This is a genomic window from Corallococcus sp. NCSPR001 (genome assembly GCF_017309135.1).
In the GTDB taxonomy this organism is placed as follows: domain Bacteria; phylum Myxococcota; class Myxococcia; order Myxococcales; family Myxococcaceae; genus Corallococcus.
Genome location: NZ_JAFIMS010000002.1, coordinates 7970855 through 7983553, shown reverse-complemented (window position 1 = coordinate 7983553; position 12699 = coordinate 7970855). Strand labels below are relative to the sequence as shown.

The window sequence follows — 12699 nt, the reverse complement described above, 5'->3', positions numbered from 1 at the left end:
CGAGGGCACGTCCCACCGGGCCTCCCGCGCTGCTGGGGGCACGGCATCCAGAAGTCCACTCGCGCCTGCCTCCGGGAGCGGTTTGCCGGCGGATGGATGGTGTGGATGTTCCGACACGCACTCCATCCCATGAGGGGGAAGCCATGCGCACACTGCCGTCGAAGCGGATGTCACTGCTCACCGAGCGCGAAGCCCAGCTCGTCCTGTCCAGCGCCCCACGCAACCTGGCCGAACTCTCGCCACGGGAACTGCGAGGCCGCATCTTGAGAGCGCGCCGCCTGATGGAGAAGTACCAGGACGAAGCGCAGCGGCAGCGCAGGGAGGCCCTGCGCAAGGAGGTTCCCGCCCGCTCCCGCCGCGCCGAGGGAAACCGCAACACCCTGCGCAAGGCGGAGTACTTCGCGCTCACCCTGGAGCGCTTCGAGAAGCGGCTCGCCCTGCTGGAGCGCAAGGGGCAGGTCCGCACCCGCGCCGCGAGCCGCCCGGTCACCCGGCGGGCGAAGCGCGTGGCCTCGGGAGGACGCAAGCCCGCGCGCCGGACGCGCGCCGCCGGCCGCACCGCGAAGGCCCCCGCCTCGAAGCAGGCGTCCCGCAAGAAGGGGGGCGGAGCCCTGAAGCAGGAGCGCTTCCCCGCCCTCAAGCGTCAGTCCCACGCCTCGGCCCGGGGCCGCCGGACCCAGACCCGGCGCGACGCGCGGCGCTGAGGAGGGCCCCGGCTCAGGGGCGCACGACGTCCTGGATGAACCGGCTCAGCGACTCCGCCATCTTCTGGTGCGTGGCGGCGGAGGGGTGCCAGTCCTCGCCCACGCCGTCCGCGAAGGGGTTCTGCACGGCCATCACGTGGCGGTGGACCCGCGAGTCGCCTTGACGCTGGCGCTCCGCCACGAGCTGGGAAACCCAATCACCGACGTGCACGGACGTCACCACGCCCTGCTGTTCCTGCCGCTTGAATCCATCCGTCATGCTGCCCAGCGTGCAGACGATGTGCGCGCGGGGATGCAGCGCGCGGAGCCGCTCCAGGAAGGTCCGGTAGGCGGCCTTGAAGGCCGCTTCGTCTGGAAGGAACGCGGCGGTGCCCGAGCCCGCGAACGTGTCATTGGTGCCGGCGTTGAGGACAATCACATCCGGCGAATCATTGGAGAAGTCCCAGGCCGCGGGGTGGTCCGGGACGGCGCGCTCGTAGAGGGCGGGGATGAGCCCGGACGTGGACAGGTCCAGGTTGCGGTACACGCCGTGGCCCGAATAGCAGACGAACACGGCCTCCGCGCCCAGGCGCTGGGCCGTGAGCCAGCCAAAGGCGCGTCTGGGATTCTGATGCCTCGACGTGAAGGAGGGCACCTTGGAGGAGGCCGTCTCCGGCATGAAGGTGGCGTCGGTGCCGTAGCCGCAGGTGATGGAGTCCCCGACGAACTCCAGCTTGAGCCCCGTGTGCCGCGGGGGAGGCTCCCGGAGCTCGCCGTGCACTTCAAGAGACAGGAGTGTGCTGGCGCCCACCAGGGACTCGGTGCGCTTGAAGAGCTCCACCGTGTGCAGGCCCACGGGGAGGCCGCTGGCGAGCAGGTAGCTGCCTTGCCCGGGCTGCACCGCGAGCAGCCTGGGAGGTGCCCCGTCCACCGCGACGTCGAAGTGGTTGGTCCCCACGTCGCCGCCCGCGCCCGCGTCATCGAGCCGGATCCGCAGGGCGTCCCCCCGGAAGCGCGCGCGCACCGTCACGCCCGGATGGGAGAAGACGACCCCCGTGCCGGAGCGGTACGTCCGGCCCACGTACCGCACGCGCGCGTCGGTGGCGGGAATGCTCACCCAGGTCATGGAAGGGCCTTCCGGTGTGGGGGAGGGCGCCTTGCACGCGGCCAGCGACAGGCCCAGGCCCAGGCAGACGCCAGCGATGCGGGGGCGGTCGAGCACGCAGCCCATGTTAGATGATGGGCCTTTCCTGTCATCTCAACGGGGGGGGCTCATGAATCGATGGATGGGGCTTCGCCTCCAGCTGGCATTGCCGGCGGTGCTGGCGCTTCGGGGCGCCGGCTTCAGCTGGGCAAGGGCCAGAACGGCGTGGATGCTGGCCGCCTCCTCCCGGCCGGGGTGCCCAAGCGGACGGACAGGGTCTCCGTCTCCGCGGGCAGCGCGCATCCGGGGCTTCCTCCAGGAGTCCTGATGCGCCCGTGAGCGGCGCTATGCTCCTCCCGCCTCCAAACGCGGGAGCCGAGCCATGCACCGCCTGTCCTCACTTGCGCGAAGCAGGCCGCTGGCCTGCTTCTTCCTGCTCGCCTACGGCATCGCGTGGGCTCTGTGGGCGCCCCTGGTCCTCTCCCGCTCCGGGGTCGGCTTGCTGCCATTCGAAGTGGGCCTGTGGCTCACGCTGCCCGGCAGCTACGCGCCCCTACTGGCGGCGCTGTGCGTGCAGTGGCTCGGCTGGGGAAACGTCCGCGTCGTCCGGTGGGTGCCGTCCTGGAAGGGCCTGGCGGTGGGGCTTGGCGCGGGCGCGCTGACGGTGGCGCTGGCCTTCGTGGTGCTTCCGGGGCTGTGGCTGAACCGGGGCGGCGTGTCGCTGCTCGAGTGGTCCGCGCTGGGGCTCTATCCCCAGGGCACCCTGCGCGCGCTGTGGATGGCGGGGCCCGTGGGGGAGGAGCCCGGCTGGCGGGGCTTCGCGCTGCCCCGGCTCCAGGCGCGGTATGGGCCCTTCCGCGCCACGCTGCTGCTGGGGCTGTCATGGGCGCTGTGGCACCTGCCCCTGTTCCTCGTGCCCCGCTGGGGCGGCAGTCCCCTCTGGGTCTACACGCTGCTCGTCACCGGTCTGGCCTTCATCATGAGCCTGGGCTTCGAGCTCGCCGGTGGCAGCGTGCTCGTGGCCATGGTGCTGCACGCGATGTTCAACGCGTCCTCGGGCGTGCTGGGCGCTTTCCTGGCCCGGGCGGAGCTCCGCGACGCGCTCCGCCCGGACGTCGTGCTGGCGCTCAGCTTCGCCGCCATGGCCTGCGTCATCACGGTCGCGTGGGCACTGGTGCGCCGGCGCGCACCGGTGGCCCCCGGTCCGGACCCGGAAGGCGGCGCATGCCCACGGCCGCCGCCCATGGAGAGACTCTGAAGGTCCCGGGCTTCCGGCGGTATCGTCGGTCCAATGCCAGGACCCTTCGACAATCCCTCGCAGTGGACGGACTGCTCCGACGCGGAGCTCGAAGCGCTGGCGGAACAGGCCGACTTCAGCGGCTTCGTGCCCGGCCGGGACCTCGCGCCGCTGCGCGAACGGCTCCTCCGCCTGGAACGCGAGCACGGCATCACGGAGGTCCACCGGCGCCTCTCCGACAAGGTGCTGGCCGCGGGAGCACGGCTCGTGGAGACCCCGCGCTACATCGGCACGCAGAGCGCCTTCGCGCTCAGCCCGGATGGACGCCATCTGGCCATCGCGAGCAACCGGTTCGACGGATCGCACGGTGGAGACGTGCGCATCTGGGAGCTGGCGACAGGGCGCATGGTTGACGCCGTCGGGTTCGAATCGACGAGGGTCGGGTCGGGAGGGGATCCTTCCTGTCTCCAATGGTCGCCGTCGGGGCAGTGGCTCGGCGTCATCCTGGACGGCGTCATCGTCGGCGTGCTGCGAGCCTTCGCCGGAGCCCCGCCTTGCTTCACCGCCGACGTCACCCGGCGCTGGGGCTCGCCGCCCGCGTGGGCTGTCATCAATCCCGAACACTCGAAGGACCAGGGGCACCTGCCCGCGTGGTGCTGGTCTCCGGATGAAACCCGGCTGTTCATCTCCACCCCCGGGCCGGACGGCGCGCTGGGCTGCATCGTCCCGTTCCAGGAAGGGGCCCGGATCAACGAGGACAGTGAAGGCCTTCGCTGGTGTGCGGCCCGGTTGGACGGACGGCCTTCGAGATCGCAGCCGCATACCTGGGTGCGGTGGAGCCCGGATGGCTCCCGCATCCATGGCTATTGCAAACACGAGTACGTGCTCGAGCGGCACCCCGACTCGGGCCAGGACGCCCATCCGTCCGCCTCCGTCATCGACGTGCAAAGCGGCGACCTCCAGTACCGTTTCGATGAACTGAAGCTGCCGGTGGCGTTTTCGCCGGACGGTGCCCGCCTGGCCTACGGAGAGGACCCGCCCCGGCTCGCCAACGGCTACACGGGCCAGACGATGGCCAACCTGGCCAGGCGCGCCCGTGTGCACATCCACTCGGTCGCTGAATGCGTCTGGTCCCGTGATGGCCGGCGACTGGCCGTCCTCGTCAACGAGTACGACCACCCCAAGGCCTTCATCTTCGAGGAGGGCCAGCTTCTGTGCGTGGTGGACCTGAAGGGCCGTTATCTCGGGCGGTCCTCCTGGAGCCATGACCTGCTCCGCTGGGCCTGGTCTCCGGATGGTTCCATGGGCGCATGCCTGACGAGGGAGAACAACCCGTACAGGGAAGAGACCCAAGGGGGGATCGAAGTGTGGACGGTGGGGCCCGCGCCCGGGTTCCTCCGGAGGCTCGAGTACGCCGGCCACATCAACGGACTGGCCTGGGGCGCGGACGACACGCTCGTGGCGACGGGCCAGGATGACCTCGCCTTCTGGGACGTGACGACCGGACAGCCTCGCTTCCGGGCTTCGTCCGAACTGGAGCCGGGACGCGTGCCGCCCCCGGACGCCTGGAACCCCTGGCCGGACGCAACCGCGCGGTTCATCCCGACCGAGCGCGGCTGGGACTTCACGCGGGTGGAGCCGGACGGCACCGTGGTGTGTCCCCCGGGCTCGCGGGCGGAGCTCGCGACGCGGCTGATGTTCTCCGTGGAGGGGCGCCATGCCTGGCCCTGGCGCTGGGCCGTCGGGACCCGGCATGCGCGGTGGGAGGACAACGCCCCCGCTCCCGTCGCGCCCCAGGTCCCCGACAAGCAGCCAGGCCTCTACCGGGCCGAGCCAGCCTTCATGTTTCTCTCCGCCATCCGCCGCGACAACCTCGCGCCGTATGTGGGCCAGACACTGCTGCTGCGCCTGCTCGGGTCGAGCAATGCCATCGGGGTCCTGCGTGAGGCCACGGAGAAGGGACTCCTGCTCGACCCTCCTTGCCCTTCGCCCAGGTCAAACCGCGATCCGGTGCTGCCCTACGACGAGATTGCGTGGGTGGGGCCGGCGGTGGCGCTCGAGGGCCCGGCGACCGGGCCGTGACGCATGCACTCGGAGGGGCTGCCGCGGGCAGGGTGGCGGCGGTATCGTCGGTCCAATGCCAGGACCCTTCGTGACCCTCACCTCGCTGGCCCAATGCTCCGACGCGGAGCTCGAAGCGCTGCTGGAGCAGGCCGACTTCGGAAACTTCGAGCCCGGCCGGGACCTTGCGGCGCTGCGCGAACGGCTCCTCCGGCTGGAGCGCGAGCGCGGACTCACGGACGTCCACCGGCGCTTCTCGGAGAAGGTCCTGGCCGCCGGGGCGCGGCTCGTGGAGACCCCGCGCTACATCGGCATGCAGCGCTGCTTCGCGCTCAGCCCGGATGGACGCCATCTGGCCATCGCGAGCAACCGCCTCGACGAATCGCACGGGGGCGACGTGCGCATCTGGGAGCTGGCGACGGGGCGCGTGGTCGACGCCGTCGGGTTCGAGACGACGCTGGTCGGCTCGGCGCGGGAGCCCTCCTGCCTCCAGTGGTCGCCGTCGGGAGCGTGGCTGGGCGTCATCCTGGACAACGTCGTCATCGGCGTGCTGCGGGCCTTCGCCGGGACGCTGCCTTCCTTCACCGCGGACGTCACCCGGCGCTGGGGCTCGCCCCCCGGCGGGTCCGTGAGCAATCCCGCCCACGTGGCGAACACGGGGCACCTGCCCGCCTGGTGCTGGTCTCCGGATGAAACCCAGCTGTTCATCTCCACCCCCGGGCCGGACGGCGCGCTGGGCTGCATCGTCCCGTTCCGGGAGGGCGCCAGGGTCAACGAGGACAGTGAAGGCCTTCGCTGGTGCCCGGCCCGGCTGGACGGAAGGCCTTCGAAGTCGCAGCCGCATGCCTGGGTGCGGTGGAGCCCGGATGGCTCCCGCATCCATGGCTATTGCAAACACGACGACTCGGGCCAGGACGCCCATCCGTCCGCCTTCGTCATCGACGTGCAAAGCGGCGACCTCCAGTACCGCTTCGATGACCTGAAGCTGCCGGTGGCGTTTTCGCCGGACGGTGCCCGACTGGCCTACGGCGCGGAGCCGTCCCGGCTCGCCAACGGACACACCGGCCGCACGGTGTCCGAGCTGAGCAAGGACTTCGGAGCGCGCATTCTCTCGGTCGAGGAATACGTCTGGTCCAGCGATGGCCGGCGCCTGGCCGTGCTCCTCAACGGCTACGAGTTCCCGCAGGTCCTCATCTTCGAGAACGGCAAGTTCCTGTGCCAGATGGACCTGAAGCGCCGTTCGTTCGGATTGTCCATCAAGAGCGGCGATCTGGGCCGGTGGGCCTGGTCGCCGGATGGCTCCATGGGCGCATGCCTGCTGCGTGAGGGCGGCATGGCCGAGCCGTGGAAGCGGGAGGGACTCAAGGTCGAGCTGTGGAAGGTGGGGGCCTCGCCCAAGATGCTCCGGCGGCTCGAGGGCGCCAACGGCATCGACGGACTTGCCTGGGGCGCGGACGGCACGCTCGTGGGGACGGGACCCCATGCCATCGCCTTCTGGGACGTGAACACCGGCGAGCAGCGCTTCCGCTCCTCGTTGGAGCTGGAGCCGGGCCGCGTGCCGCCCCCGAGCGACTGGAATCCCTGGCCGGACGAAGTCGCGCGGTTCATCCCGACCGAGCGCGGCTGGGACTTCACGCGAGCGCAGTCGGACGGCACCGTGGAGTGTCCCCCGGGCTCGCGGGAGAAGCTGGAGCCCCGGCTGATGTTCTCGGTAGGAGGACGCCATGCCTGGCCCTGGCGCTGGGCCGAGGGGACCCGGCATGCGTCCTGGGAGTCCGGGGCACTTTCGCTCGTCGAGCCCCAGGCGGAGGCCGCGTTCGAGGAGCGGCACGTCCCCGTGCCCGAAAACGAGACGCTGGCGGCCAGAGACGCCCGGCACGGGAAGTGGGGATTCCTGAGGCAATACCAGGCCCCCACGCGGCCCCTGGATCATTACCGGGCCGACCCCGTGTTCACGCACGGCCCCGCCATCAACCGCGCCAACCTCACGCCGTATCTCGGCAAGGGGGTGATGCTGCGCCAGACGCAGTCCGGGACGTGGTACGCGCTCGGGGCCCTGCTGGAGGTCTCCGACGAGGGAATCCTCCTCCACCCACGCGCCCCCATCGGCTCGTACCGCGAGCGGCTGCTGTCCTTCCGGGACATCCTCTGGATTGGACCGGCGGTGCCGCTCGAAACGCCCGAGGGCTAATGCCAGGTGCCCACGCCGAAGCCCCAGCCGAAGTAGAGGCGGGACACGTCGGCGAAGCCGCTGACGCGCCACGAGGTGTCGGGCGAGAACAGACCGAAGACGGACCATTGGAACAGCCGCAGCTCCGCGCTGGCGGTGCCATGCAGGCGCGCCCCGGCGGTGTCGAAGCGGCTGGGCTCCAGGTAGCTGCCCGCGCGCAGCTGGAGCCGGTTCTCGAGCGGCTCCCACTCCGCGCCGAGGCGGGGTGAAATGGAAAGGCGCTGCCCGGAGCGCTCCAACTGCTGCGACAGGAAGGAGTCGAAGCCGATGGCATTCGGCACGGCGCCGCTGATGAGCACGGAGCCGGTCAGCAGCAGCTTCGAGCGCGGCAGGGCCCTGTAGCGTTCCGCGCGGTCCGGGCCCCACGGCAGCTGGAGCGGCCGGTCTCCGAACTGCCAGGCGACGCCCGCTTCAATCTCCCAGGGGAGCCGGACGGAAGAGGGCAGGTAGAGGCCGGCGACCTTCACGTTGCCCGCCTCGTCCGCGGTGGTCGGGCCGCCTGGAGTGAGGCCTCCCTGGACGGGCGCGCGGAGGGTGAGCGCGGCGCGCAGCGGCAGCCCCATGGGCGTCCAGAGGGCACCGGCCTCCAGGTTGCCGCCGAACATGCTGGCGAACTTGTTGTTCGCGTCCTCGGCGGTGTTGATCTCCAGGACGACCGCGCGCAGCCCCACGCCCACCGTCAGCTCGCCGTCCAGAAAGCCGCGAGCGAGCTGGAACTGGAAGCGGGTCATGCCCAGGTTGAGGAGCTGTCCATTCGCGTCCTCGCCCAGGGCGTAGGTCTGCATCGACGCGGCGCCGCCCAGTCCCCAGGGGCCCCACTGAATCAGCCCGCCAAGCTGGGTGAAGATGAAGTCGTCGTTGGCGAAGCCCACCGCGCCGTTGTTGTCGAAGTCGGTGTCGCGCAGCGAGCTGGGAAACGTGAAGGCCAGCGACAGGTCGTAGTCGACGTGCTTGGACGAATAGAGCGAGCGCACCGCCGGAGCGGCCGTGTTGACGCTGATGCCCTCGACGCCCTCCGCGATGGGCGCGTACGCGCCAGCCAGGCCCGACACCCGCACCGGCGCCAGCACCGGCCCCTGATACACGTCGATGGCGTAGTTCGAGCTGGTGAGCGGCGGGTTGTCCGCGAGCGCCACCCCGCTGGAGAGCATGACGGCCAGGGCCGCGAGCCGGGCGAGCGAGGAGGGACGGGCAGGGGCCATGACGGAAGCGAGGTCCCGCGAGGATACATGGCCGCTGCCAGGGTCTGGCGCGGAGCTGCGCGTCGCCCGCGAGACGTTCTAATTCGCACCTGCGCTGAAAGTCACGAAGCCTTCGCCGAGGCCAGGGCCGGGGACGCGCGGCGCACCGGGAATCGCCGCCATGGCTGGCGCTCCCAGAGAACCCCTCCCAGCAGCACCGCGACGCCGCTCCAGAGCAGCAGCACATTCTCATCCAGCACATGACTGAGGACGAGCAGCCCGCCACCGGCTCCTGAAAGGGCAAGCGGCGCCAGGCGGCGGAGGCGCCACGCCCTCCACGCATTCACCGCGAGCGACAGTGAGACGGCCACTCCCAGGAGGAGCAGATGGGAAGACTCGGACAGCGAGACGCCGATCCCCACGAAGGACAGCACCTGCGCATAGGCCGAAAGGTGCCCCGGGCACACGGCACAGGCCAGGAGCGGGATCCATGAAACCCAGCGGCCACTGGCCCCTCCAGAGACAGGGGCGACACGATGGTGGATGCAGTCACAGGACGCATCGGGGAGACACGCCTCCGTCGTGACTGCGCTGGGGGCCGATTCAGACATGGGCGTGCTCCAAGGCGAATGAGGGACTCCAGGTACTGCGCCATGGATTTAAATGCAACTGTGTTGCGTTTATGGTCGGCTGGGGGAGATCTTCATGACCGCGCCCAAAGTGAGCCTCACTTCCGCTTCCGTCCACGGGACTTCGACGGAGCCGGCTCGGCCAGCGTGGCCAGGGCATCCACGAAGAGCCGGACCTTGTTCGGAAGGTTCAACCGGCTGGGATAGACGACATGGATGGGCCGCATCGCCGCGGGCCGGGGGCCGAAGAGGGACTTCAGCCGGCCGTCCCGGAGGGCCTCCTGGCAGAGAATCTCGGGCACCCGCGCGATGCCGACCCCCGCGATGGCGGCCTCGCACGCGAGCTCGCTGTCATTCACCATCAGGACCGGATCGATGCGGGACTTCACGCCCTCGGCCTCCCACGTCTCGAAGGCGCTGAAGCCAATGCAGCGCGCGGAGCCAAGCTCCCGGGCGGTCGGGGTGCCGTGCTTCGACAGGAAGCGGGGGCTCGCCACGAAGCGGACCGCGCCCTCTCCCAGCTTTCGCGCCACGAGCGATGAATCCGTGAGCGGGCCGATGTGGATGGCGACGTCGAATCCCTCTTCGATGAGGTGGACCCGGCGGTCCGCCAGCACCAGCTCCACCCGCGCCTGGGGATAGCGGCCGAGGAACCTCGAGATGACCGGGGTGAGGTAGCGCCGCCCGTAGAGCACCGGCGAGGAGACCCGTATCAGCCCGGAGGGATCCGCCTTGCCCTGCTGCACCTCGCTGTTCGCCTCCTCGATGAGCGCGGCGATGGCGGCGCAGCGCTCGGAGTACGTCACGCCGGCTCCCGTCACGCGCAGCCGCCGCGTGGTCCGCTCGAGGAGCCGCACGCCCAGCCGCTCCTCCAGATGGCGGATGCGCTCGCTGACGGTCTGCTTGGTGATGCCGAGCTTGAGCGCCGCGCGGGTGAAGCTCTCCTCGCGGACGACCGTCGCGAAGAGGACCATGTCGGCCGGTGGAATCATGGGCGTCAAGCCTAGCCTGACAATGAGTTCGTCCGGGGCCGCATTGTCCGGGCACTCCGGCGGCCGCATGGTGAGGCCTCACGCAACCCCAGGAGTGCCACCCATGAAGCTCTACTTCGCTCCCAGGACCCGAGCGGTCCGTCCCCGCTGGCTCCTGGAAGAGCTTGGCGTGCCCTACGAGCTGGCCCGGCTCGACCTCGCCCGGCAGGAGAACACCACCCCCGAGTACCTGGCGGTGCATCCGCTGGGAGACCTCCCCGCCCTGGTGGACGGGGACGTGACGTTGCTGGACTCCCTGTCCATCTGTCTGCACCTGGCCGACCGGTTCCCGGAGAAGCACCTGGCGCCGCCGGTGGGGAGCGCGGAGCGGGGGCCCTATTACGGCTGGATGGCCTTCGCCGAGTTGAGCCTCGACCCCGTGGTGATGGAGTTCTACCGGGACGCGCAGTCGCCGGGGACGCGCGAAGTCCCGGAAGGAGAGGCCGCGAAGCTCCGGGCCCGGCTCACGGCGGCGCTCGACCTCATCCAGCGGGGACTCGGCGGCCGTGAGTTCCTCGTGGGGGAGGCCTTCACCGCCGCCGATGTGGTGATGGCTTCCATCCTCCACCTCGCGAACACGCTGATGCTGCTCGGCGGGCATCCGGGACTGGTGGCGTACGTCAGGCGCCACTCGCAACGCCCCGCGGTGCGCAGGGCCGTTGCCGGGTAGGTCGTATATGTCTTGACGGGCATATGACCCGATGGGTATATACGCCCCATGGATTCAACGTTCGCGATCATCGCGGAGCCGAACCGCCGGGCCATCCTGAGCCTGCTGGCGGCGTCGGAGCACTCCGTCGGCGAAATCGAGCACCAGCTACGGATGCCCCAGACGTCGGTGTCCAAGCACCTGCGCGTGCTGCGCGACGCCGGCTTCGTGGAGTCGCGCATCGATGCGCAGCGGCGCGTCTACCGCATCCGGCCGGAGCCGCTCATGGAGGTCGATGAATGGCTCGCGCCATTCCGGCGCTTCTGGACGGTGCACCTGGACGCGCTCGAACGCCATCTCGACCGGATGGACTCCGAACCCGAACCCAAGAAGGGAAAGAAGCGATGAGCCACCGTGCGAAGTACACGCCCGGCCCCGCGGCCGGAGCGCGGGTCCAGAAGGAAGGCGAGAAGTGGACGCTCGTCCTCGTCCGGGACCTGCGTCATCCCCCGGCGAAGGTGTGGCAGGCATTGACCGACCCCGCGCACCTGGCCCAATGGGCGCCGTTCGACGCGGACCGGAACATGGCCAGCGTGGGGCCGGTGAAGCTCTCCACTGCCAAGGCGCCGACGCCGATGGTCGCGGAGACGACCGTGAAGCGGGCCGAAGCGCCGAAGCTGCTCGAGTACAGCTGGGGGCCGCAGGACCTGCGCTGGGAGCTGGAGGCGACGGGCGCGGGCGGCACCCGGCTCACGCTCTGGCACAACATCGACCGGGGCTTCATCTCGTGGGGCGCCGCGGGCTGGCACATCTGCTTCGACGTGCTCGACCAGCTCCTCGCGGGCGACCCGCTGGGCCGCATCGTGGGGCCGGATGCGATGCAGTACGACTGGCAGCGCTTGAGCTCCGAGTACGCCGAGCAGTTCGGAGTCCAGAACCCCGCCTGGAAGGCGAGCAAACCCCAGCAGTGAAGGAGCACACCATGGAATCGACCCTGCCTCCGTCGGCGCTCGTCGCCGCCAGGACGTCCCCCAAAGCCGTGACCCTCACCTTCTGGATCGCCACCGCGCTCTTCTGTCTGGAGATGGGCTTCACCGCCTACGCACAGTTGAACCTGAAGGACGCGGCGGACGGGTTCACCCGCCTGGGCTTCCCCGGCTACTTCCGCGTGGAGCTGGCGTGGGCCAAGGTCCTCGGGTTGCTGGTGCTGGTCGCGCCGGTGCCGTGGCGGCTCAAGGAGTGGGCCTACGCCGGCTTCGCCATCAACCTCGTGTCGGCGCTCATCGCCCACTTCGTGGTGGGGGACGGCCCGGAGGCGTGGGGCTTCGCGGCATTCACCAGCGTGCTCTGGGGGCTCTCGTATGTCTCCTGGCGCAGGCTGCAGGCGGTGCGGGCATGAAGAAGACCGTCGCGACGGAGTCCGCGTCCGCGTTGATCGACCAGCGGATCCAGGACCTGGGGGACTGGCGTGGGAAGACGCTCGCGAAGGTGCGTGCGCTCATCCACGCGGCGGACCCCGAGGTCATCGAGGAGTGGAAGTGGATGGGCACCCCCGTCTGGTCCCATGACGGCATCATCTGCACGGGGGAGTCCTACAAGGCCGCCGTGAAGCTGACGTTCCTGAAGGGCGCCGCGTTGGCGGACCCCGCCGGGCTCTTCAACTCCAGCCTGGAAGGGAACGCGCGGCGCGCCATCGACATCCACGAAGGCGAGAAGCTCAACGAGACGGCCTTCAAGGCGCTCATCCGCGCCGCGGTGGTGCTCAACCTGGAGAGCAAGGCCAACAAGCCCAATGCCTCGCGGGCGAAGCGCAAGCCCGCTCCGAAGTAACTGTGAGAGGCTTCGCGGACGGCC

13 protein-coding genes are annotated in these 12699 nt (G+C 70.1%); 9 read left to right on the top strand and 4 right to left on the bottom strand.

Translation table 11 applies throughout. The features are described 5' to 3' along the window. The first annotated feature begins 143 nt into the window (after positions 1–143). Positions 144–704 (top strand): hypothetical protein, encoded by a 561-nt coding sequence (locus JYJ93_RS33975; protein ID WP_206798674.1) that lies wholly within the window; start codon positions 144–146, stop codon positions 702–704. Between the two features lie 13 nt (positions 705–717). Here the strand turns inward: JYJ93_RS33975 and JYJ93_RS33970 are convergent, their stop codons facing one another. After that, the gene (locus JYJ93_RS33970; protein ID WP_269013089.1) at positions 718–1905 is read right to left on the bottom strand and encodes an SGNH/GDSL hydrolase family protein; all 1188 of its coding nucleotides are present in this window, start codon (positions 1903–1905) and stop codon (positions 718–720) included. A gap of 304 nt (positions 1906–2209) precedes the next feature. On the opposite strand from JYJ93_RS33970, the gene JYJ93_RS33965 reads away from it, so the two are divergent. The 3 genes from JYJ93_RS33965 to JYJ93_RS33955 all read left to right on the top strand — a co-directional run bounded on the left by JYJ93_RS33965 (position 2210) and on the right by JYJ93_RS33955 (position 7316). Further along, positions 2210–3085 carry a type II CAAX endopeptidase family protein gene (locus JYJ93_RS33965; protein ID WP_206798673.1) on the top strand — a complete coding sequence of 292 codons (876 nt, stop codon included), beginning with the start codon at positions 2210–2212 and terminating at the stop codon, positions 3083–3085. A 33-nt stretch (positions 3086–3118) separates the two neighbouring features. Then, positions 3119–5146, top strand: a complete 2028-nt coding sequence (locus JYJ93_RS33960) for a hypothetical protein (RefSeq protein ID WP_242544030.1) — start codon at positions 3119–3121, stop codon at positions 5144–5146. A gap of 70 nt (positions 5147–5216) precedes the next feature. Further along, positions 5217–7316 carry a hypothetical protein gene (locus tag JYJ93_RS33955; protein ID WP_269013091.1) on the top strand — a complete coding sequence of 700 codons (2100 nt, stop codon included), beginning with the start codon at positions 5217–5219 and terminating at the stop codon, positions 7314–7316. Here the strand turns inward: JYJ93_RS33955 and JYJ93_RS33950 are convergent. The 3 genes from JYJ93_RS33950 to JYJ93_RS33940 all read right to left on the bottom strand — a co-directional run bounded on the left by JYJ93_RS33950 (position 7313) and on the right by JYJ93_RS33940 (position 10157). Then, entirely contained in the window at positions 7313–8557 is a 1245-nt protein-coding gene (locus JYJ93_RS33950; protein ID WP_206798671.1) for a hypothetical protein, read from the bottom strand. The genes JYJ93_RS33955 and JYJ93_RS33950 overlap by 4 nt on opposite strands. Before the next feature lie 101 nt (positions 8558–8658). After that, positions 8659–8958, bottom strand: a complete 300-nt coding sequence (locus JYJ93_RS33945) for a hypothetical protein (protein WP_206798670.1) — start codon at positions 8956–8958, stop codon at positions 8659–8661. Positions 8959–9263: 305 nt separating this feature from the next. After that, complete coding sequence (locus tag JYJ93_RS33940) at positions 9264–10157, bottom strand: LysR family transcriptional regulator (protein WP_206798669.1); 894 nt, start codon at positions 10155–10157, stop codon at positions 9264–9266. Positions 10158–10260: 103 nt separating this feature from the next. On the opposite strand from JYJ93_RS33940, the gene JYJ93_RS33935 reads away from it, so the two are divergent. The 5 genes from JYJ93_RS33935 to JYJ93_RS33915 are packed head-to-tail and all read left to right on the top strand — an operon-like array spanning position 10261 to position 12675. After that, positions 10261–10866, top strand: coding sequence for a glutathione S-transferase family protein (locus JYJ93_RS33935; RefSeq protein WP_206798668.1), 606 nt, complete (start codon positions 10261–10263; stop codon positions 10864–10866). A 48-nt stretch (positions 10867–10914) separates the two neighbouring features. Beyond that, complete coding sequence (locus JYJ93_RS33930) at positions 10915–11253, top strand: metalloregulator ArsR/SmtB family transcription factor (protein WP_206798667.1); 339 nt, start codon at positions 10915–10917, stop codon at positions 11251–11253. Continuing rightward, a complete protein-coding gene (locus tag JYJ93_RS33925; protein ID WP_206798666.1) occupies positions 11250–11816 on the top strand; it encodes an SRPBCC family protein in 567 nt (188 codons plus the stop codon). Before JYJ93_RS33930 ends, JYJ93_RS33925 begins: the two co-directional genes overlap by 4 nt. An 11-nt stretch (positions 11817–11827) precedes the next feature. Continuing rightward, complete coding sequence (locus tag JYJ93_RS33920; RefSeq protein ID WP_206798665.1) at positions 11828–12244, top strand: DoxX family protein; 417 nt, start codon at positions 11828–11830, stop codon at positions 12242–12244. After that, positions 12241–12675: a DUF1801 domain-containing protein gene (locus JYJ93_RS33915; RefSeq protein ID WP_206798664.1), complete on the top strand. Its 435-nt coding sequence runs from the start codon at positions 12241–12243 to the stop codon at positions 12673–12675. Before JYJ93_RS33920 ends, JYJ93_RS33915 begins: the two co-directional genes overlap by 4 nt. Positions 12676–12699 lie beyond the last annotated feature (24 nt).